Annotated in this window: 21 protein-coding genes and 1 pseudogene; 6 read left to right on the top strand and 16 right to left on the bottom strand. The window is 48.1% G+C overall.

The features are described 5' to 3' along the window. Positions 1-241 precede the first annotated feature (241 nt). The 5 genes from hprK to NSQ46_RS13360 form a co-directional block, all read right to left on the bottom strand. Positions 242-1,159, bottom strand: coding sequence for an HPr(Ser) kinase/phosphatase (hprK, locus tag NSQ46_RS13380; protein WP_144868740.1), 918 nt, complete (start codon positions 1,157-1,159; stop codon positions 242-244). A gap of 313 nt (positions 1,160-1,472) precedes the next feature. Next, positions 1,473-2,957, bottom strand: coding sequence for an S-layer homology domain-containing protein (locus NSQ46_RS13375; protein WP_342576847.1), 1,485 nt, complete (start codon positions 2,955-2,957; stop codon positions 1,473-1,475). 131 nt (positions 2,958-3,088) lie between these two features. Further along, on the bottom strand, positions 3,089-3,784 hold the full coding sequence (locus NSQ46_RS13370; protein WP_342576846.1) for a response regulator transcription factor: 696 nt from the start codon (positions 3,782-3,784) through the stop codon (positions 3,089-3,091). After that, positions 3,753-5,261, bottom strand: a complete 1,509-nt coding sequence (locus tag NSQ46_RS13365; RefSeq protein WP_342576845.1) for a HAMP domain-containing sensor histidine kinase — start codon at positions 5,259-5,261, stop codon at positions 3,753-3,755. Before NSQ46_RS13365 ends, NSQ46_RS13370 begins: the two co-directional genes overlap by 32 nt. Before the next feature lie 186 nt (positions 5,262-5,447). Beyond that, a complete protein-coding gene (locus NSQ46_RS13360) occupies positions 5,448-5,930 on the bottom strand; it encodes a nucleoside deaminase (RefSeq protein WP_342576994.1) in 483 nt (160 codons plus the stop codon). Positions 5,931-6,216: 286 nt separating this feature from the next. On the opposite strand from NSQ46_RS13360, the gene NSQ46_RS13355 reads away from it, so the two are divergent. The 4 genes from NSQ46_RS13355 to NSQ46_RS13340 all read left to right on the top strand — a co-directional run bounded on the left by NSQ46_RS13355 (position 6,217) and on the right by NSQ46_RS13340 (position 10,409). Continuing rightward, complete coding sequence (locus NSQ46_RS13355) at positions 6,217-7,098, top strand: LysR family transcriptional regulator (RefSeq protein ID WP_251537551.1); 882 nt, start codon at positions 6,217-6,219, stop codon at positions 7,096-7,098. A 239-nt stretch (positions 7,099-7,337) separates the two neighbouring features. After that, on the top strand, positions 7,338-7,493 hold the full coding sequence (locus tag NSQ46_RS13350; RefSeq protein WP_007130226.1) for a hypothetical protein: 156 nt from the start codon (positions 7,338-7,340) through the stop codon (positions 7,491-7,493). 41 nt (positions 7,494-7,534) lie between these two features. Next, positions 7,535-8,878: an arsenic transporter gene (locus tag NSQ46_RS13345; RefSeq protein ID WP_007130227.1), complete on the top strand. Its 1,344-nt coding sequence runs from the start codon at positions 7,535-7,537 to the stop codon at positions 8,876-8,878. 238 nt (positions 8,879-9,116) lie between these two features. Next, positions 9,117-10,409 carry a saccharopine dehydrogenase NADP-binding domain-containing protein gene (locus NSQ46_RS13340; RefSeq protein WP_007130228.1) on the top strand — a complete coding sequence of 431 codons (1,293 nt, stop codon included), beginning with the start codon at positions 9,117-9,119 and terminating at the stop codon, positions 10,407-10,409. 101 nt (positions 10,410-10,510) lie between these two features. Here the strand turns inward: NSQ46_RS13340 and NSQ46_RS13335 are convergent, their stop codons facing one another. After that, the gene (locus tag NSQ46_RS13335; protein WP_007130229.1) at positions 10,511-11,176 is read right to left on the bottom strand and encodes a hypothetical protein; all 666 of its coding nucleotides are present in this window, start codon (positions 11,174-11,176) and stop codon (positions 10,511-10,513) included. 286 nt (positions 11,177-11,462) lie between these two features. After that, positions 11,463-12,332: a hypothetical protein gene (locus NSQ46_RS13330; protein WP_007130230.1), complete on the bottom strand. Its 870-nt coding sequence runs from the start codon at positions 12,330-12,332 to the stop codon at positions 11,463-11,465. Between the two features lie 208 nt (positions 12,333-12,540). Here NSQ46_RS13330 and NSQ46_RS13325 point away from each other — a divergent pair, with 208 nt between their 5' ends. Continuing rightward, a complete protein-coding gene (locus tag NSQ46_RS13325) occupies positions 12,541-13,587 on the top strand; it encodes a CotH kinase family protein (RefSeq protein WP_007130231.1) in 1,047 nt (348 codons plus the stop codon). A gap of 129 nt (positions 13,588-13,716) precedes the next feature. Here NSQ46_RS13325 and NSQ46_RS13320 read toward each other — a convergent pair whose 3' ends face one another. The 6 genes from NSQ46_RS13320 to NSQ46_RS13295 all read right to left on the bottom strand — a co-directional run bounded on the left by NSQ46_RS13320 (position 13,717) and on the right by NSQ46_RS13295 (position 16,654). Next, complete coding sequence (locus NSQ46_RS13320; RefSeq protein WP_007130232.1) at positions 13,717-14,013, bottom strand: hypothetical protein; 297 nt, start codon at positions 14,011-14,013, stop codon at positions 13,717-13,719. 66 nt (positions 14,014-14,079) lie between these two features. Next, on the bottom strand, positions 14,080-14,406 hold the full coding sequence (locus NSQ46_RS13315; protein WP_007130233.1) for a class I SAM-dependent methyltransferase: 327 nt from the start codon (positions 14,404-14,406) through the stop codon (positions 14,080-14,082). Between the two features lie 21 nt (positions 14,407-14,427). Beyond that, positions 14,428-14,796, bottom strand: coding sequence for a histidine phosphatase family protein (locus NSQ46_RS13310; RefSeq protein WP_007130234.1), 369 nt, complete (start codon positions 14,794-14,796; stop codon positions 14,428-14,430). Positions 14,797-14,812: 16 nt separating this feature from the next. Next, a complete protein-coding gene (locus NSQ46_RS13305; RefSeq protein ID WP_007130235.1) occupies positions 14,813-15,067 on the bottom strand; it encodes a phosphoglycerate mutase family protein in 255 nt (84 codons plus the stop codon). A gap of 93 nt (positions 15,068-15,160) precedes the next feature. Then, positions 15,161-15,511, bottom strand: a complete 351-nt coding sequence (locus NSQ46_RS13300) for a hypothetical protein (RefSeq protein WP_007130236.1) — start codon at positions 15,509-15,511, stop codon at positions 15,161-15,163. Between the two features lie 324 nt (positions 15,512-15,835). Then, complete coding sequence (locus NSQ46_RS13295) at positions 15,836-16,654, bottom strand: radical SAM protein (protein ID WP_007130237.1); 819 nt, start codon at positions 16,652-16,654, stop codon at positions 15,836-15,838. A 398-nt stretch (positions 16,655-17,052) separates the two neighbouring features. Between NSQ46_RS13295 and NSQ46_RS13290 the strand changes: the two genes are divergently transcribed. Beyond that, positions 17,053-18,156 (top strand): oxalate decarboxylase family bicupin, encoded by a 1,104-nt coding sequence (locus NSQ46_RS13290; RefSeq protein ID WP_232239294.1) that lies wholly within the window; start codon positions 17,053-17,055, stop codon positions 18,154-18,156. A gap of 54 nt (positions 18,157-18,210) precedes the next feature. Here NSQ46_RS13290 and NSQ46_RS13285 read toward each other — a convergent pair. The 3 genes and pseudogenes from NSQ46_RS13285 to NSQ46_RS13275 form a co-directional block, all read right to left on the bottom strand. Next, positions 18,211-18,924: pseudogene (locus tag NSQ46_RS13285) on the bottom strand (2OG-Fe(II) oxygenase). Further along, positions 18,917-19,468 carry a methylated-DNA--[protein]-cysteine S-methyltransferase gene (locus NSQ46_RS13280; RefSeq protein ID WP_342576993.1) on the bottom strand — a complete coding sequence of 184 codons (552 nt, stop codon included), beginning with the start codon at positions 19,466-19,468 and terminating at the stop codon, positions 18,917-18,919. Before NSQ46_RS13280 ends, NSQ46_RS13285 begins: the two are co-directional and overlap by 8 nt. After that, positions 19,452-20,054 carry a bifunctional transcriptional activator/DNA repair enzyme AdaA gene (locus tag NSQ46_RS13275; RefSeq protein WP_342576844.1) on the bottom strand — a complete coding sequence of 201 codons (603 nt, stop codon included), beginning with the start codon at positions 20,052-20,054 and terminating at the stop codon, positions 19,452-19,454. Before NSQ46_RS13275 ends, NSQ46_RS13280 begins: the two co-directional genes overlap by 17 nt. Positions 20,055-20,073 lie beyond the last annotated feature (19 nt).

The raw sequence follows: 20,073 nt of genomic DNA, 5'->3' as shown, positions 1-20,073 counted from the left end.
TATTTTTTATGAAAAATGAATAAGGTGCAAAGCCTATTATTAGAAACGATAACATCCAAGGCTGGGCGATGGAATTCCTTCGATCGCACCCATGCAAAGTATCGCCCTAGTTAGGCTTTGCATGAGCACTTCCTAGTAAATAAGCAATCTCGCATTGCCATCGGTACTACCCCCAATCTCATAACATGCGAAAAGTATATCAGGAAATACCATTGGGCGCAATTTAGAATGGCGACTGCGGTCAAGACTTCATCTCATTCTCAATCCGGCTCATAAAGTCTTCAGCCGCGCTGTAGCCGAGTTGTTTAAGATACCAATTGTTAGCCGCCGCTTCGATCAGACCGGCAACATCACGTCCTGGTTGAAGCTGAACCTCGATATGCGGAATTTGGATGCCTAAGTACTCCGTGAACTGCGGGACCGCCTCCAATTCATTGTTTAGCGAGTCTCCTTGCCATGGCGACAACTCGATATCAAGCACAATTCGCGTCTCGTCCTGAAACGCCGTGCGCCCGTATTGGCGTACCACATTGATCAGTCCGATGCTTCGCAGCGCCAGGAACTCGCGGCTGATCTCATTATGAGTACCGAGAAGTGTCGTCGGCCCCAGCTTCTTAAGCACCACGATATCATCTGCGACGAACCGGTGTCCTTTTCGGATTAGAGTGTGTGCTGTCTCGCTTTTGCCAATCCCGGATTTGCCCCTGAGCAGGATGCCTATGCCCGATACATTCACACAGACCCCATGGATGGACATCTCTGGTGCCAGCGTCTTCACTAAATAGCTGTTGAGCTTCGCGATAAATTCCGTTGTGGTCTCGGTCGTCCGCAGTAAAGGAATGCCTTCTTGATTGCAGAAAAGGGTCAGATAAGGGATCTCCTGCTGTCCCGACGTTACAATAAAGCACGGCGGATGATATTTAACGATGTTGCCGATATGTAACTTGCGTTCCTCTATACTAAGCGTAAGCAAGTAGTTAATTTCCTTGCGTCCAAGCACCTGCACTCGCTCCATAGGAAAAAAGTTAAAATACCCGACAAACTCAAGCCCCGGCCTGTGCGTCTGGGCACGGGTGATCAAACGATCCATACGGTCGGCTCCTGCAAGCACTTCTAATTGAAATTTTTCCGTAAGACTTTGAACGGTGATCGACTTCATGTTGTTCTCCTCCTGCGGCTAAAGGTGCCTGTAGTACACCTGAGATTTATTGTGGTCCTCCGATATATTCAACGGCCATCAGGGGCTTTCCTGCATATTTGTGGGATAAGGGCTGGCACAAGTGAAATCTGTTTCGTTCTCTTTACCTTCAGAAATGAAACGTTTGAAGATGATGCATGCAATTCATGATTGGGCAAAGCATAGCGAATCCTACAAAAAAATTGACCCTGCCGCCTCAAGCATGCAGGGTCAATTTATTTATTTCTCCACGTTCATGGCAGGGAATCGTTCATCTTGCGGCTTCATCCGAACATTACGGTGCAAAGGTCAGCTCAGCCTTGGATTCGCCGGCCCAATCACCGACTGGAGTCACGACATACGTTGCGCCTGCTGTCAGTTTGCTGCCCTGCGCAAGTTCGAATACGCCTGCTTCCCCTTTGCGGCTGGAATATTTATAGGCGGCTGTCCGTTTATTCCCCTCTGCATCCGTCAATTCCACGCTGCGGCCGGAGAACAATTCATCGCCCGGATCCTCCGCGAGCGTTACGACGATGGAGGTTTCACTAGCAGCCTCGGCTTTAACGATATGGAGCGGGTCCATCTCCTTGGCTACGAAGGTTGGGTTAGCAATTTGCGCCCAATCCGAAGTAACCGTGTACGTAACGCCTGGCTTCAGGACTTGACCCTCCGGCAAGCGAAATTTCGGTTCTTGTTTGCCGTCTGTGGACTGCGTGAACGGAACGTATTTGGCTGCGATCGGCTGTCCGCCTTCCGGCGTGATCGTCACCTCTCTGGCTTGGCCGGAGGAAATGATCTGGTACTCGACCCCATCCGCCCGGTTGTTCTCATCCAAGATGAACGCATTTTCCCCGCGACCGGCACTATAGGCGGAAATGACGTAGCCGTAATCGACAACCCCGTTCGCCTTGAGTGCCTCCAGCTCAAACGTATCGTTGGCCACCTGTCTAACCTCTGTCATGTCAAGCTTATCAGCTTTGCCCGCAAAGCTGCCCGCATCCTTGCCCTTATAAGCCAGCGTGTAGGTTGCCCCTGGCTGCTGTACGGAAGTAGGGACGATATACGTTGCAATCGAGCCGGTTTTTAGACGCGGCATATTCGTCAGGGTAAGTCCGTTCGTAAAGACAAAATCCTCTTTAGCTTGAGCAAATGCTTCATTTTCGGCCGTGAGCGGGGCGTCGAAGGTAACGATCAACGTTATAGCGTTTAAGGCACGGACGTGTGTAATTTTGGCATTTGCCGAAGGGATCGCCTGACGGGCTTTATCCAGCAAGAACGCTGCTTCGCCACGGGTGGTGCTGTCATTCTCTGAGAAGAACGGCTCCGCCCAGTAATGCACGGATTTTACATCCCGTTTCAACGCTTTGGCCACGATCTGCACCAGCTCGGCGTTTGTTACGGATCCGCTTGGGTCAAATCGTCCGTCTTCCGCCTGCATAATATCGAGCGATGCCAGCGCTGCTGCGTACGGGAAGGACCAATGACTCGGAAGTGTATCCGTTATGTGAGCTGGCAAAGCTGGCGGACCTTCGAGGCCAAACGTAAGAGCGACCAGCTTCGCCAATTCGGCGCGGGTAATGTCGTTCTGTATTCTCATCGAACCATCCTGGTAACCATGGATGATGCCAAGCCGGCTCAGTTCATTGATCGCTCCTTGAAGGTCCTGCGAGGTAATGGGCGCCAGAGCGGCGTTTGCCGGCTGTGCGGCCAATGGCAAGGATGCGGTGCCAAGGGCTGCTGCCAGCATAAGGACAGCCAGTTTAGTCGAATATTTATTCATCGTTAAGTCCTCCTTAAGCTTCATAGGTGCGATTCTGCTCGCCCTACCTATAGATTAAAGGAGAAGCCTAAACGCCTAAGAAACCGGGTATTAACCGTTTCGAAAATGTTTATTAACAATTTCTAAACTCGTTATACGGAAAAGCGGTAGCCCGCCCCCCACACGGTCTCGATATATTGCGGATTCGAAGGATCCACCTCTATTTTCTCACGCAATCTGCGGACGTGAACCGTCACGGTTGCGATATCCCCGTTCGAATCCATGCCCCATATCCGTTCAAACAGTTCATTCTTACTAAAGACGCGATTCGGATGGCTTGCCAAAAACTCCAGCAGGCTAAACTCGCGGGTCGTAAATATCACTTCCTGGTTGCGGACGTGGACCCGGCGGGCTGCTTTGTCAATAACAAGACCACGGAGACGGATTTCCGACCGGGGATCAGTCCCCGTTTTACCTGTTAACCGCTCATATCTTGCCAGGTGCGCCTTGGCTCGCGCAACCAGCTCCCCGGGGCTGAACGGCTTGGTAATGTAATCGTCGGCACCGAGATGAAAGGCACGGATCTTATCAATTTCTTCTTTTTTGGCGGAAACGATTAAGATCGGCACCTCCTTCGCTTGCCTGATTTGTCTGCATACATCATATCCGCCGATCCCCGGAAGCTGCAGGTCGACGATGATGAGATTGTAATCGTTGTCCAGGGCAAGCCGAAGCCCATCATTGCCTGTATGGCATAAATCGACGAGATACCCGTTCAACTCAAAATAGTCCCGCTCCAGCTGTGCGATCGTAATTTCATCCTCGATGATCAGAATCCGGGTTGTCATCTGTATGTGTCCCTCCTAGGTCCTTCGTTCTTCTTAGCTTGAAGTAAAAGCTCGTGCCGACGCCAAGCTCGCTGCTCACCCATATCGAGCCTCCGTGGCCCTCGATGATCTGACGAGCGATCGCTAGTCCGAGTCCGCTGCCGCCTGTTGAGGAATTGCGCGATCGTTCGGCGCGGTAGAAGCGCTCGAAAATATGCGGGAGGTCTTCGGATGAGATTCCCATCCCGTTATCCTGTATTTCAACAGTGACCCATTCCGGCGATGCTTGCACCGAAATGAGAATGAACTTGTCTTTTTTGTTCATGAAATTTTGGGCGTTTCCAATGATATTAAGCATGGCGCGCTTTAATTTTTCCAGATCGGCTACAACCTCAATATCCCTGCTCGGGCGCTCGCCCCACTTCAGCAAGATTCCCTTCTCTTCCATTTCGTAATGCAGCTCATCCATGCAGTCGTCCAGAAAGCTGACGATGCTCACATTCTCGAACAAGAACGGAATTTGCTTTAAGTCCAGCTTGGAGTACAGAAACAGCTCGTCCACCAGCTTATCCAGGTCGATCGTTTTGGAATAGATGATATTGACGTACTTGTCCATCTTCTCCGGGGTATCAGCGACCCCATCACGAATGCCTTCAATGTATCCTTTGATGTTCGTAATCGGGGTACGCAAATCGTGCGAAATATTGGATATCAGTTCCTTCCGATTCTCTTCGTCCTGCAAACGGAGCTGCACCGATTCATACAACCGCTTGCGCATATTCTCGAATGCCTCGTTCAGCAGACCGATTTCGTCTTTGGAACGCAGATCGAGTGCAAACAGCAAATTCCCTTCCATGATGTGCTCAGTCGAGCTTCGAAGCAGATTCAGCGGTTTGACCACACTGCGGGTAATCCAGCGATATAGCATCGCGTTCGCGATGACGATGATGCCGATAAGCAGCACCAGGATCATAGGGAGCAGCTTACGGGTCACTTCGCCGAAAGGGCTGCGTTCATGAATAACATAAACACTCCCTTTCGCCCCATCCGAGTACCGAAAGTCGAATTTGGCATAAGCGTAAAACCGTTCGCCGATGTTGAATGTATCGCGAATATGGTGGTTGTCCAGCTCATAGGGAGGCAGATGCTCCTCCAATTCGGGCTGGTTGAACGTATGCGATTCGAAGACTTGATTGCTCTCCCGGCGAACGTAAAGACCGGCCCGCACCGTTTTCAGCTTGAAATCGTAATCCTGCAGCAGCTCCTGGTTCATCAGCTCATCCGGTTCATTTTTGGCAAGGTACTTCAATTCAAGGAAGATGGATTCCTCCTCCTCCGTCAGCGGGTTGAGCTGATAATGCACTTTATAGAAATCCCGGAAGCTGTGAATATCCCCCGTCGCCGCGATGGTGAACAAACTGGCCGTCAGGGCGAATACGAGCAGGCTGACAAGAAGCATGCCTGTGTAGGACAGCAATAATTTGATTCGAATGGACATACGCTCACCTCGCTGCGAATTGCAATGCACGGTTAGTGCATAAGAGTCAATGCCATACCGCTTGATGCTATATAGAAACGAGAAGCCTCCTGATCCACCTTCAAAGTGGCTGAGGAGGCTTCGATTCATTGGATATTGGATATCCGTTATCCCCGATTCGAGCATGGTGAACAACGCATGGCGGACTTATTTTCGCTTGGAATGGAATTGACGATGGAGCTCCCGAACCTCTTGGGCCAGCTCGGGTACCGGACCGTCTATGGCCGTATCACGGATAACCTCTTGAATCGGAAGATTTCGTACACGGGGTGCCGCAACTCCCATTTCCTCAAGCCATTCTGCCAGCTGTTTCGAGGAGCATGCGTATACAATCCGACCTAGTCCAACCCAGCCGTGGGCCGCTGCGCACATTGGGCAATGTTCGCCCGAGGTATACACGGTCGCCTTCGCTCTCTCCTCAGGCGTCATGTGATTAGCCGCCCACCGCGCTAATGCAAATTCCGGATGCTGCGTATGGTCCCCGCCGGCAACATGGTTATGGTCTTCGGCAAGCACGTCTCCGTCTGCGGATACAAGCACGGAGCCGAATAGCTCGTCGCCTGCCTCAAGCGCCTCCTTCGCGAGCTCAACGCATCGCTTTAGATGCTTCAGATCGATATCGTTTATCATCAATGGAATCCTCCTCATCGAAACATTTAAATTAAGCAGCCCTTTGGCTGCGCATAATCTGAATAAAACGTTTTGTTCAGCGTCCTTTTCCTTATACACCGTAATGCTAACATGTATCAATCCAAACGAAAAATATATAAAAAATATGATGAGCTTAGGTTTTACATATGCATTGTCTTACGAGAATCCGCACCAATATGCTAACATGGGAATAACCAGATCAAAAACATAGCCAAAGTTCGTATTTGCTTAGGTTTTTCATATATGAGAAGGAGTGCTTTCAAAGATGGATATCCGACAGCTGCGATATTTTATCGCGATTGTAGAGGAAGGGAAAATCTCTGCTGCCGCCAAGAGGCTTCATCTTTCCCAACCCCCTTTAAGTCAACAATTGAAAGCCATGGAGGAGGAGCTTGGCTCCAAATTAATAGAGCGCAGCGGGAAACATTTAGAGGTAACCGAGGCCGGAAAAGCTTTATATAAATATGCTTTGCAGATGAATCAGTTGATGGAAGAGGCGAAAATGGAGGTTCAGGAAGTAGGAAAGGGAGTGAACGGGAGTTTATCCATCGGCGTAAATACGTTCTCTGTAGACGAGCTGCCCCATATTCTTCATCAGTTCCAACGCCACTTCCCTAAGGTAACCTATAAAATTCAGCAAAACGAGTCAGCGCATCTGTGCAAATTAGTGAGGGATCGGGAAGTCGATCTTGCGTTCATTCGCCTGCCGCTGGAATTGGACGATTTCGAGGTGCTTCACCTTTATACCGAGCCTTTTTACTTCATTTCGTCGGATAAACAGAAGCTGTTCGAAGATGAAGTGTCGCTGCAGGACATTCATAATCAACCGCTCATTCTGCCAAGCACCCAGGGATTAGGCGTGCACTATTTGATACTGGAGGCATTTTCCCGCTTCCATCTGCATCCCCATATTACAGGTGAATGCTCTGATATTTCGCTGTTGATGGATTTAGTTTCATCCGGCTTTTGCGGGTCGATCGTTCCGGAAACGGTGCTCAAACGGCATAAAGGGTACTCGATCCATGCTCATAAAATCTCCGGGTCAGCCGAGATGTCAGCTCCGGTCGGACTCATCTGGCTGAAGAGTCACTCCTTATCCAAAATTGCACAGAACTTCGTCGATGTATTGATAGGAAAAAACAATTAAGAGGATGAACAAGCCCGATTGCTCACACACGAGCAATCGGGCTTGTTTCGTATGTAATCTATTTTACCTATCGATGTGTAACTCCTTATACGAACACCAATCGCGGAATATCGCAATAACAAGGCATTTCCATTAGAGCAGTGCCAGTCCTTGATACATATAAATAGAGTATATCTATCTACTAATTATGATTGGTAGGTAACTTCGCAAAAAATAAAAACCGAAGAGGAGTGACCTTTATGATCGTACTCATCTTTATCGTACTGGCGGGTTGGGGGCTGTACGCTCTGCTAACGCCTCCTAAAGAGGTTCCCGTAGAGTCAACAAAGAGTGAGGCCGCCAAAGAACAAGTTGCTTTTATTAGCGTCGTGATTCCCGAAAAAGAGGATTCGTAAGCAACTCTTGCTATTAATGAAAGAAGGGAGTGAGATTTCCCATGCTCAGTCCAGCAGTAGTCACACTAACGATTGCAGCTTTTATTGTCGCAATGGTCCTTATCATATGGCGTCCAAATGGATTAAATGAAGCCATCCCAGCATCTGTAGGGGCCGCAATCGTGGTGCTTAGCGGGAGCGTATCATTGCCGGACCTCCTTACCATTGGCTCTACCATAAGCAGTGCTGCTATAACGATCATTGCAACCATCGTAATGGCCATTATATTAGAGAGTTTCGGTTTTTTTAACTGGGCTGCTGAATCCTTGGCAGCCAGAGCTCGTGGATCGGGAACCCGGTTGTTCTGGTACGTCAACTTATTATGTTTTCTGATGACCTTATTCTTTAACAACGATGGAAGCATTCTCATTACGACTCCCATTCTACTGATTCTGTTAAAGCAATATGGATTAAAAAACCATGAGAAAATCCCTTACCTCCTCTCAGGTGCGCTAATAGCAACTGCATCAAGCGCACCTATCGGTGTCAGCAATATCGTGAATTTAATAGCACTGGAAATCGTGGATATGGATCTGTACATGCATTCCATCATGATGTTTGTTCCCGCAACCCTCGGGCTTTTGCTGTTTGTATTTCTGTTATTCCTCTGTTTCAGAAAACAGCTGCCGCGTAAGCTTCATGTAAAAAGGCACGCGGGCGGCGCCATGCACCCTCTAAGCAGGACGCTGATTTCAACTGCGGATATCCACAAACGCAATAAGGTCATGCGGAATGTTCTCTTGTTTGTATTTACGGTTCGAGTAGCGCTATTTGTCGCCTCCTATTTAGGGATTCCAATCGAAATTGTAGCGATCCTCGGCTCAGTCATTCTGTTGTCCTGGCGATGGGCCGTATTGAAATTAAAACCGACTGATTTATTGAAGAAGACGCCCTGGCACATTCTCATATTTGCATTCGCGATGTACGTGCTCATCTATGGGCTGCATAATATCGGTCTAACGGAATTTCTCATCCAATTCTTTGAGCCGATCGTTTCCACAGACCTCTTAAATGCAAGCTTATTAATGGGCGGCCTGCTATCTTTACTCTCGATTCTATTCAATAATCACCCCGCGCTGATGGTTGGAACCATCACACTAACCAATATGAACCTGGATCCTTTAACGCTCAAGATTTCATACCTGGCCAGTGTAATCGGAAGTGATATTGGAGCATTGCTTTTGCCGATGGGTACGCTTGCTTCGTTAATATGGCTTCACATTCTTAAACAACATCATGTCAAGATCAAATGGAAGGAATATATCAAGATCACGATATTGACCATCCCGCCCACCCTTTTATTTACGCTGGTGATCCTTGCATTCTGGGTTCAATGGGTATACTGACATACTGAATACAGGAACAACATTTCATAGAGAGCATGAAATTCTTGTGGAGCATGGGTTCATTATTCGATTAATGAATCATCACCACGGCATTCATGACTCTCTTTTTTGTTCGGCATGCTTCGGGAGCGTACGTACATACATCATGATTTCGAATAAAAGCATCTTGAAGGTGTTTTAGCACAGACCTTTTCCCGACTCTATGAATAATCATATTACTAGAAAGGAGTTGGTAGATTTGAAACAATCACCGATCGTCATCAGCATTCTTGGCAGCTCCGGCGGCGTCGCTAAAGCAATCCTCTCGATATTAAATAAAAGCGCTGAAGATATCCATGACCCCATTCATTCCATTATGAAGCACAGCACCCTTCATTTGATCGACCAGAAACAGAAACATCCGGATTACTATCGCGCTTTCATGCCAAGCTTGCTTAAGAATGCTGCATTGCACCAATTCGATTTGAACCAGCTGGAATCGTTTCGCCAGCATCTGCGACAGACCGGCACCACGCATGTCATTGATGTCTCGTGGGCTGATACGGTTGAGATGCTCCAATGCTGCCAAGAATGCGGTGTGCATTATATCAATACCGCGCTTGAGAATCCCAAGGTGGATGAGAATGAAAGCCTTGCCCCATACTCGCTGTTGGAACGTTACCGAATCTTCCAGGAAGCCCGGCAATCATCGCCGCAGACCACTGCAATTATCGGTTCGGGTATGAATCCAGGAGTCGTCCAGTGGATGGCTATCAAGTTAATGAAGGAACTGCCAGACAAGCAACCGATCGCCTGTTACATTGTAGAACATGACAGCTCGCTATATAAAGACCCCGCCCTAGTAAAAGAACACACGATTTACTCCACCTGGTCTCCCGAATGCTTTTTGGACGAAGCGATTCTCAATTATCCCATGTTTATGAAGCATCAGTTCCCATTTACGATGCATCTTCCGGTGTATGAGCTGGAGTTCAAGGTGACCTTGGGGAGCAAGCAATTCAATGGTTCATTAATGCCTCATGAAGAAGTATTGTCCCTTGGAGAAAAATTCAATATGGAGACTGGTTTTATCTACCGCGTCAGCGATTATACGATCGATTTAATCCGTTCCCAGCTTGAAGATCTCGACGTTATTTGGGAATGGGATCATCAAATTTTGGATCCATCGATTGGCGAAGTCGGAGGAGAAGATTTGGTCGGAGTCTTGCTCGTATATCCAGACAAAGAGAGGTATATGTATAATGTTCTGAGTACCGATAATATCTACCCTGTCTTCCAAATCAATGCCACCTATTTTCAGGTTGCATGCGGCATATATGGCGCATTAAGCACACTTCTGAAAGACGATATTCCAAACGGTGTTTATTTTGTTGACGAATTGCTCCTTCAAACCGAAAGTCAATACGGTGCTTATTTATCCTACTATATGAAGGATTTTGTGGTTGGTGAGAACAAGGGTACGGATGGGTTATTGCTCGACCGAATGATAAAATACCCAGCCTCTTCTCATGAAGACAATTCCGCTGAATAAATACCCGACATCATTTCATCCTGCTTATGGATAAATAGCAGCCCCACTGCCAGACAAACTGTCAGTGGGAAGTCTGCGACGCTCATATGCTTTTAACTGATCTAAGGCAGCTGGATCGATTTAATATGATCCATGTGCAGGTAATTATCATTTCCGCCAGCAAGTACCAACTGAACGATATTCTCATCGACAGATTTCAGTAACCCTTTTTTGTTAGGATGCTCGCCAAGATCAAACACCACGAGCTGACCTTCAAGTTTTTTTAACAGCTGATCCATCGTTCTTGACAAAGCAACAACAGAAGGCTGAACCGGGAAATGTTTTTGATCAAGACTATAAGGCGTTGTGTTTGGAGGATAAGGTATCAAATATTTGACGTGGTTGACTGGAATATAAACCGTTTGATGCATCGGTGAGTGATATACAAAATAGTCATTCATAATACTTGTCACATACCCATGCAATGATTGAGAACCTCCCAGGTAGATCTCAGTAAAGACGCCCCTGGAATTCATCAATATTTTGCGATAGGAGATATTGGCGAGGTCTAATTTCGAATCGGGACTGCTGTCCATCGGGGGATTATCCAGCTCTTCATATAGCCTTAAATGCTGTAGATGATGAATCGGCGTATATATATATTTTGACTTTGAATATAGAACCAGGACATCGCTTCCCATATCAATAAATTCGCCATGAAGCAGTGTCTTACAGCCCGAGAGCTCCAGTTCAACACGTTTGCCGATCATTGAACGTAGTGACTCCATCCCTTCCCTCCTCCTATTATCTTAGTCTTACCGCTTTATGACTTCCATTCATGCTCAGGCTTGAATTCACCAACACCATTCGCCTGCATATATTGTTGGTATCGAACTTTAACGTGCAGATTGCACAACTTTTTAAGCAAAATATTTAAAAACCCCCTGAAGGGAGCATTGGATGACTGTGCAGCCAATGCCCATTCAGAAGTGCTTTATAGGGGGGAATGCTTAATTGTTTCACTTATGGGTGAGCAGAAGATGGCTGGCTAGGCGCTCCTATCCTATAGGATTATTACTCGCCTCCGCTTCTTTGTTTACCGCTACGATTGCGCTTACCGGAGCGATTGTACGATCGATTACCACTGCGGTTACGTTTGCCTGAACGATGCTTGGATTGATTGCCGCCTGTCCAATTCATCCAGTCTCCGGCCGTTTGGTTGCCGCCAGTACGGTTCCCTCTGGATTGATTGCCACCTGTGCGGTTGCCTGCGGTTTGGTTACCGCCTGTGCGATTGCCACGTGTTTGGTTGCCGCCTGTGCGATTGCCACGTGTTTGGTTGCCGCCTGTGCGATTGCCTCGTGTTTGGTTGCCGCCAGAACGGTTGCCTCCCGACTGGTTACCTTGCGCTTGGTTACCGCCTGAACGGTTGCCTCCCGATTGGTTACCTTGCGCTTGATTGCCTTGAGATTGATTACCTTTGGAGCTGCTGTTTTGATTCTGGTTACCGCCGGATTGGTTACTATTCCCGCCGCGGATTACGGTAATCGATTTAATATGACTTACCGGAACGTGAACGACCTCTTGTCCTTTCACCGTTAAGATCAAATAATTCTGGTTCACGTCGACGATGATACCCTCGATTTTTTCCGGTCCGCCGCGGTTTACTTTCACATAGCGATAACGAAGGGCTTGCATAACACCAACGAAGTCGTAGGCCCTGATCGGATTGACAATGCTCTCTCTTTCTCCACCAGATTTACCCGTATCCGTGATGCTTTTGACATGCTCGTCTTTAACATAAACGAAACCGCCGTCAGCAACTGCAACCAAGTAGTCGGATTGGGCATCCAGCAGAAGACCTTCGATGGAATCCGGTCCACCGCGATTGATCTTTACGTTTCTTCCTACCAAGTTCCCGAAGCCAAACCTGTTGTAAGCCATGTCCATGCTCCTTTCAAGGATTTATTTTCGACAGATCAAGAATGGTAAGATCTCGGGCATGATCACGAAAGCTGTAGATACCCCTCAACTGTCCATCAGGTCTGTCGGTAATATACTTATATGTTTCATGTAATAGAAAGGAACTGGTTTAATATAATCAAGCAGACAAATTCAAACGATAGTCTATCAGTTTGAAGGAGGTAGCTTCATGCCTTTGCCTGTGTATCGAGTAATGATCAAAGACAAGGATTATGAACAGTTAAACAGCAATATCTGGTCCAATCGTTTTGTGCCGGGACAGCTCGTTATCGGCGGAAAAAGAATACCGATACGTATTCGCTACCGGGGAGGGCATACCCGAGAATATCCGAAAAAATCCTATGAAATTAGAACCTCCAAATATACCTACCACTTTAATGCTGAATATGATGACCCTTCCTTGATTCGAAATGCGCTTTCCTTTCAATTTTTCAATTCGATTCATGTGCCAAGCCCTTCGACCCGGCACTGCGTGCTTACGCTGAACAATGAAAAGCTTGGGGTATATCTAAATATAGAGGCTGTAAAGACTCCCTTTTTTCGAAAAAGAGGGATTCCAGTTCGAAGCATCATTTATGCGGTTAACGACAACGCCGACTTTACAGATAAACGATCGTCGGGCAAATCTTTCTTCTCTGGCTATAATCTTATAAAAGGCTCAGAGCGGGATCGCTTAAAACTATCTAACTTTATTCAGGGGATTCACCAGAAAGAAGGTGCCGAGCTGCAGCAATATCTTCGCAGGCACCTGGACATCGAAAATTACTTGCGGTGGTTATGCGGCGCGGTATTAACGGGGAATTATGATGGCTTTAACCAAAACTATACCTTGTTTGAGCACGGAAAAAGCAGAACATATCGCATGATCCCATGGGACTACGAGGGGACTTGGGGAAGGAATTGTTATGGGAAAATAGTAGATTCAAACCTTGTGAAAATTCAAGGTTACAATAAACTAACGGAGAAGGTATTGTCCTTTCGTTCACACAGGCAAAGGTATAAGGCTCTCTTGTCAGGATTTCTTGAATCGGTATTTACGGTGAGACGTCAACTGCCCCTCGTATACAAGATGCATGATGCCATTGCTGCTGACGTTTATAAGGACCCCAATCATAAATGGAGCACGAAGGTGTTCGACGCAGAGCCGGATACCATAAGGAAATATATTGACCAAAGAAGGCAGGATATTTTAAGCCAGCTAGGCTCATTGGATTAAACGCAACAACAAGCCCAGTTGTAGGCTAATTTACCTTGTCAATGAAACAGACCAAAATCAAAAAAATCCTTGAAAATCGGCCTACACCCTGAGGTTTATCGGGTAAAGGCCTTTTCACATTGAATTTAACTATATATGCTTCCACCAAATTCCTGCACATTCCGGAACCGTTGACCACTGATTGTCGAGGATCTTCCGCCCAAGCTCTTCGCCAAAGAAAAACTCGGTGCATTGTCTGGCTTCTTCGACATGGCTAAAGGTATAGTCCATTCGGATCCACTTGTGCTGGAAGCCGTATTCCTCTTCAAGTGCTGTATAATACTTCGTCAGAAATCCGGGAGGATTCGGGGTTTCCGTCCCCGTGCCCATCGTCTCGAATATGATGATGGTGGCATGTGGCTTCAGCACACGGTGAAGTTCAGACATGACCCGTTCTAAATTTTCCGCCCAATCGTCATTGTCCGTATTGGCTAAATAACCGATACTCCAGCCCTAAACCGCCAAATCTATCGATTTATCGGCCAGGGGCAGCTCCCTATGGTCTGCAACAACCGCACTCCAATTACGCTCAAGCCCTTGCCCAATTAATTTTTGATCTAAGAGCTCCAGCATGGGAGCAGAAATGTCCGTACAGATTAATGAACCCGCATCCTTCGCAACAGCACTTGATAACCGGCCGGTTCCCGCTCCTAGATCCAGGACCGCTAAATCCTGAAAATTCCGGATCCCCCGGATCACTTCAGATAATTCAGGCTGCTTACTAATCATCAACTCATAGATATCCGATTGATTTTGATAAATCTGTTCATGTGTAGCCATACGCGATCACTCTTTTCTGAATTATTTGATAGACCTAGCTAAAAGCCCCTTACAATGCTTCATCGTATTCTTTTCGGTAATCTTCCATTGATTCAAGATCTTCTCAACCGTATGCACACTTGTGTTATCAATTGGAAAGAACGGACTTTTGTTGGTCCAATCCTGACCGTTTAAATGATAATACAAGACATTAATGACACCGCCATGGGTAACTAGCAGAACATTCGACTTCACTTCTTGACATTCAAGCTTCCTGCATAAGCTCTCAAATGCTTTGATAATTCGGTTATAAAAATGCTTCGGTGTTTCCCCTCCCGGAAAAGGAGCATCCATGTCCAGCGTATTGAAGTAAACACCTGGATACCGTTTCTCGGCTTCTTGATTTGGCATACCTGCTAAATACCCGTTATTCCTTTCCCTCCAAATCTTCGGAGTAAATGGTTTCTTTGTTAATAATTCGTTCAATCTCCCTAGCCGTTTCAACTGCGCGTGGTAGATCACTGCTCATTATTGTGCGAATCCCATATTCGTCTTGGTAACGATGCAGAAACTCCCCAAGCCTCCTCGATTGGAACACGCCTTGCTCGATTAACCCCCTGCTGCTCCATCCCCCTCGAAAGCCCTCTTCATCTGCGCCGTGTCTTACAAGAAATATCTTCATATGTAGTTTCTCCATCAAAGTAGTTTGTTTCGTGCTATTATGTCATTTACGCTTCACCCGTTACGGAACGACCCGATTCGGAATTGCTCTTACTTATAACTTCTTCTCGTAATAATATCCCTTCAATATGATCTGTTTGGTATCTTGGGTCACTTCGTCGTCAGCATCGAGATTAGCTATTTCACTCCTCGGAAATGAGTTTGGAGAAGAGGCGTAATAAAAATCCCCGTATTTAGTTACCACCCTTTCTGCAGGTTCGCTTCGAACTCTTCGATCGTAATCTTTTTGCCAATCCTGCATGGCTTTTGGAGATGGGGCTGCATTATGAATAGTTGTGTTTAAACTTTGATAATAATCTATAAATCCTCTGACCATATAAACCGAACCCAGTAATGCTAGACAACTTAATGCAATGATAATAATTCTAATATGCTTCTTATTCATGCCCCTCCCTCCTTTGCAGTGGATAGCTCCAAATCGTCATTCAGCGCAATCACCTCGCTTAAATTCGAATCCATGTGGGCTATAACAGTCACAGGCATTCAGTTTTTAAATATATACTCTATTGGGTAATTATAACATCCAATAACATCACTGGAATACAAAATACGAGCCTGAGCATGCTCAACCGGTTTGAATTGCTCTAACCGCTTAAGACATCACCCGCTTCGGTCGCCGCATCGCTATCCGATCTGCTTATAATAAAAGCCTTCCAAGGAACCATCCCTTTGAAGGCTTAACTGATATATGAATGTTGCTGCGATTCACTCATGGTTCGAATCCCTTTTGACTCACATACAGCTGATCTTCCGGAAATACCGTGCGAAACCGATCATATACGACCCGATAGGCGGAAGGGTGGTACCATTCCTCAAGTCCGAGCACTCTATACAGCTCGTTCAAAGCGAGCTTCTTCGTGCGTTTCCCGCCGCTCCCGTCACCCATGAAATAATCGTCGATACATACGCGATGGACAAGCGGGCGCAGGATCTCAGGGAATTTCTCCGTGCTTGGCAGCACGGGAGCAATCGCGGCTTGCGTCCGGATTCCGGCATCTCTCAGCTGTTCAAGGGCCTTCAATCTGGCCTGGATCGGCGGAGCCGAAGGCGTAAATTGCTTTCGGATGTCCTCCCTGTCCGTCTCCACCGTCATGCTGACCCGGACCCGATCCCCTAATTGCTGCAGCAGATCAATATCCCGCCGAACCAACGGACTGCGAGTCTGCACCAATAGAAAATCCGGCGGATCCGCGGCCATGACCTCCAGTATCATGCGAGTCACTTCCTCCTTCGCTTCTGCCGGCTGGTACGGGTCGGTGCTCGAGGACATGAAGATGGTAACCGGCCCCTTCTGCTTGGCTCGACTCAGCTCCTTGCGAAGAGTTTCGGCCGCTCCTTGCTTCACATCGACCCAGGAGCCCCACTCCTGCTTGCGAAATAAAGAGACCGGCATTTGCCTCACATAACAATACGAACAGGCAAAGCTGCAGCCCGTATACGGATTCAAGGTATGGCTGTATCCGTTCAAAAACCCGGTTCCTTTATTAAGCAATGTCTTCGGCGTTTTATACTGAACCTCCGTTTTCATAAGGTCCCCCCTTGTCTGCTCAGGCCAATATTCCCTTTATCTTCATGAAGACAACGAGAAGCGAGTTCCTTCTATAGTATACTGAAACCTTCAGCTTCGCCAGCCAGAAGCCGAATCACAAGCTTGCCGCTCTCCCCTCCGACCTTGCCGTCTTTCGTGCGATGGGTATTCCCGCCAGGCTTGCGCTCCAAACATGCCGTGGATTGTGGCGATCGCGGGAGATGTTGCATTTCTAAATCCGAAATGCTGTTCATAACGTTTATTAAGTAACTTCGTTCATATTTTGATGAAGATGAGAGGTGTGAATACTATTGAGTAATGACAACAGGGATGGATATATACCCCAACCTGTACGGAATGATGGCGCCGGGTGGTGGGATTTGGGACCACGTGACATCATGCGTGACCTGGAGAACCCGGATATGCTGGTTCCGCCTGTGACGGATGCGGGTACGCTTCCCAACCTGAAATTTTCCTTTTCCGATACCTATATGCAGTTGAATCATGGCGGCTGGTCCCGGGAGGTTACCGTTCGACAGCTCCCGATTGCAACTACGCTTTCCGGGGTGAATATGGCGCTGACTCCGGGCGGTGTGCGAGAACTGCATTGGCATCAGTCGGCGGAATGGGCGATCGTCCTCGTCGGCAGCGCACGCATTACGGCAGTCGATCAGGATGGAAGAAACTTCATAGCCGATGTCGGCGTAGGTGATCTGTGGTATTTTCCGCCGGGAATTCCCCACTCCATTCAAGGGCTGGAAAGTGGCTGCGAGTTTCTGCTGGTCTTCGATGACGGCAGCTTCTCCGACCTCAATACATTATCGATCTCTGACTGGTTCGCACATACGCCGAAAGACGTGCTGTCGGCGAATTTTGGCGTGCCCGCCAGCTCTTTTACCCATATTCCCAAACAACAGCGATATATCTTTCAAGGAAACATTCCGGGTCCTCTTGAAAGTCAACTCGTAGCGGACCCCTATGGTACGGTGCCAAAAAGCTTCACGCATCGACTGCTCGCACAGGAGCCGATCGTTACTCCGGGCGGGACGGTGCGGATCGTGGACTCCACCAATTTTCCAATTTCGACGACCATTGCCGCCTCATTGCTGGAGATCAAACCGGGTGCAATGCGAGAAATGCACTGGCATCCAAACAATGATGAATGGCAGTATTATATATCGGGCACTGGCCGCATGACCGTTTTTGCACCCAATGGCACGGCTCGCACTTTCGATTATCGTGCCGGCGATGTCGGATATGTGCCGTTCGCATATGGGCATTATATTCAGAATACCGGCGACCGAAGTCTGTGGGTTTTGGAAATGTTTAAGAGCAGCCGCTTTGAAGATGTTTCCCTGAATCAATGGATGGCGCTCACCCCTCATCAGCTAATTCAGGAGAACCTTCATGTAGGGTCGGAATTTATACACGCCCTGCGAAAGGAAAAAGGGTATATTGTCAAATATCCCGGTTACTCCGATTATCCAAGAACGGGAAGATAGCAGCTGCTCGCTCTTTTTCAAAAAAGTTAAAAGGATGAACAAGAAGAAACGGGCTCACTTGGCATCATGGAAAATGATCCCGAGGCTGTACCTGGTCCCGGAGGTGATTGTGCTCACACCATGCCGCAGCATCGTCCGGTAATATCCCCGGGTTCCCATGACTGGCCGGTGATGGGTCGGAAAGATCAAGCCAGAGCCCTGCTCCAAGGTGATGACATGCCCCCGGCTCTGCGCGCGGGGCCGCTGTTCCACCAGAAGAAATTCTCCGCCTGTATAATCGGCTTCTCTTTCGTTTAATACGAACACGACCTGGAATGGAAAAAACACATCCCCCTACAAATCCTGATGCAGACAGTTATATCCGCCTTCTTCGTATTTTAGAATCAACGGCGTTGAGCGCCGCTGTTCCTGAGCATGGCATACCGCCAGAAAATCGTTCAGCCTTGCCGGGTACCTCTCCTCGCTTCCGAGCCATGTCAGCCAGCGGTTGGCCGTTAGCGCCAGCTCGGGATAGAAGCCCTCCCGGAGCTGCTGAAGCAGTTCCGGGAGGGGAGCCTGATAGTATTTATACTCACCGATCCCGAACCGGTGCCTTGCCATGTTGATCGTACTGCGAAACCGCGATTCCTCCTGGTAAGTGCCTATGATTGCCGCGCACTCTTCCGGCAGCAGCAGCCTGGGTATCACGGCATAGCCGCGTTCATCCAGCTCCGTTTGAATCCCTTCCCAGTACAGCCCTTCAATGCGTTCGGGCAGCGTACTAGACATACTCCGCGGTCTCCTTCTGAATGGCTTGCTCATGTTTACGCTCAAGCTCCAGCAGCTGGCTCTTCATCGCAAGGCCTCCGCGATAGCCCGTCAAGGCCCCATTTTTGCCGATAACCCGGTGACATGGTACGGTGACCAAGAGCAGATTCGCCCCGATGGCGGCCCCTACCGCTCGAACGGCAGCCGGCTTTCCGATGCTTTGGGCGATGTCCGTATACGTCATGGTCTTCCCGTAGGGGATTTGGCACAGTGCACGCCACACCGCCCTTTGAAAAGGAGTCCCCTTATAATCCATGGCCATCTCGAACAGGTCACGCTTTCCCTGCAAATATTCCTCCAGCTCTCTTACATAGGGCTTCATAATGCGGTCATCCTGCACAAGCCCAGCACCGGGATATTTAGCAGCGACCCATTCCGCCATCTCGTCAAACGTCTTATCCTGTGAACCGACATAGCATAATCCTTGCTCCGTTGCCGCGATGTACAGGCTCCAGCCAGCATGAGTCAGCCGCGTCCAGCGGATCACATCAGGATTGGATTCCATCATGATTCATTACCTCCATACTTGAATAATTTAAAGCTTGCCGGCGATAGCTTAAAGGAGTCGTCCCGGTCTTCTTCTTAAACAAAGTTACGAAGTAAGCCGCATTCTCTATCCCGACCAATTGACCGATATCAGCGATAGGTTTAGCCGTATCCGTCAGGAGCTGCTTGGCTTTATCGACACGCAGCTTCTGGATATATTCCGTAGGGGTCATTCCGGTGACCCGCTTGAATATGCGGTGAAGGTGATACGGACTGCCATGACTCACATCGGCCAACAGATCCAGCGTTAGCTGCTCGTTGTAGTTTTTATCGATGTACTCCTTGACAAGCTCGATCCATTCGTGGTCCGGCAGGCGCTCTCCCGTTGGCTTACACCGTTTGCATGGACGGAAATGCTCGGATCTTGCTTCATCCGCCGATTGAAATACGCGCACATTTTCTTTTTTCGGGGGTCTGGACTTGCAGGAAGGTCTGCAGAAAATCCCGGTCGTTTCGACCGCATAAAAAAACTTGCCGTCACTCGCTTTATCATTTTCGATGATCGCCTTCCACTGTGCTTCGGTTGGCTCGATCCGGTTGGCCACGTTTCATTCACCTCCGCTA

This window comes from Paenibacillus sp. FSL M8-0142 (assembly GCF_038597315.1).
GTDB lineage: Bacteria > Bacillota > Bacilli > Paenibacillales > Paenibacillaceae > Paenibacillus_AQ > Paenibacillus_AQ lactis.
Note: the sequence above shows the minus strand (reverse complement) of the source record. Positions and strands in the feature narration are given on the sequence as shown.

Bases quoted from the DNA above. Each gene is read 5' to 3' on its own strand.
- hprK (WP_144868740.1), bottom strand. From the start codon at position 1,159: ATGAAGTCGATCACCGTTCAAAGTCTTACGGAAAAATTTCAATTAGAA.
- NSQ46_RS13375 (WP_342576847.1), bottom strand. From the start codon at position 2,957: ATGAATAAATATTCGACTAAACTGGCTGTCCTTATGCTGGCAGCAGCC.
- NSQ46_RS13370 (WP_342576846.1), bottom strand. From the start codon at position 3,784: ATGACAACCCGGATTCTGATCATCGAGGATGAAATTACGATCGCACAG.
- NSQ46_RS13365 (WP_342576845.1), bottom strand. From the start codon at position 5,261: ATGTCCATTCGAATCAAATTATTGCTGTCCTACACAGGCATGCTTCTT.
- NSQ46_RS13360 (WP_342576994.1), bottom strand. From the start codon at position 5,930: ATGATAAACGATATCGATCTGAAGCATCTAAAGCGATGCGTTGAGCTC.
- NSQ46_RS13355 (WP_251537551.1), top strand. From the start codon at position 6,217: ATGGATATCCGACAGCTGCGATATTTTATCGCGATTGTAGAGGAAGGG.
- NSQ46_RS13350 (WP_007130226.1), top strand. From the start codon at position 7,338: ATGATCGTACTCATCTTTATCGTACTGGCGGGTTGGGGGCTGTACGCT.
- NSQ46_RS13345 (WP_007130227.1), top strand. From the start codon at position 7,535: ATGCTCAGTCCAGCAGTAGTCACACTAACGATTGCAGCTTTTATTGTC.
- NSQ46_RS13335 (WP_007130229.1), bottom strand. From the start codon at position 11,176: ATGGAGTCACTACGTTCAATGATCGGCAAACGTGTTGAACTGGAGCTC.
- NSQ46_RS13330 (WP_007130230.1), bottom strand. From the start codon at position 12,332: ATGGCTTACAACAGGTTTGGCTTCGGGAACTTGGTAGGAAGAAACGTA.
- NSQ46_RS13325 (WP_007130231.1), top strand. From the start codon at position 12,541: ATGCCTTTGCCTGTGTATCGAGTAATGATCAAAGACAAGGATTATGAA.
- NSQ46_RS13320 (WP_007130232.1), bottom strand. From the start codon at position 14,013: ATGTCTGAACTTCACCGTGTGCTGAAGCCACATGCCACCATCATCATA.
- NSQ46_RS13315 (WP_007130233.1), bottom strand. From the start codon at position 14,406: ATGGCTACACATGAACAGATTTATCAAAATCAATCGGATATCTATGAG.
- NSQ46_RS13310 (WP_007130234.1), bottom strand. From the start codon at position 14,796: ATGCCAAATCAAGAAGCCGAGAAACGGTATCCAGGTGTTTACTTCAAT.
- NSQ46_RS13305 (WP_007130235.1), bottom strand. From the start codon at position 15,067: ATGAAGATATTTCTTGTAAGACACGGCGCAGATGAAGAGGGCTTTCGA.
- NSQ46_RS13300 (WP_007130236.1), bottom strand. From the start codon at position 15,511: ATGAATAAGAAGCATATTAGAATTATTATCATTGCATTAAGTTGTCTA.
- NSQ46_RS13295 (WP_007130237.1), bottom strand. From the start codon at position 16,654: ATGAAAACGGAGGTTCAGTATAAAACGCCGAAGACATTGCTTAATAAA.
- NSQ46_RS13290 (WP_232239294.1), top strand. From the start codon at position 17,053: ATGCGTGACCTGGAGAACCCGGATATGCTGGTTCCGCCTGTGACGGAT.
- NSQ46_RS13280 (WP_342576993.1), bottom strand. From the start codon at position 19,468: ATGGAATCCAATCCTGATGTGATCCGCTGGACGCGGCTGACTCATGCT.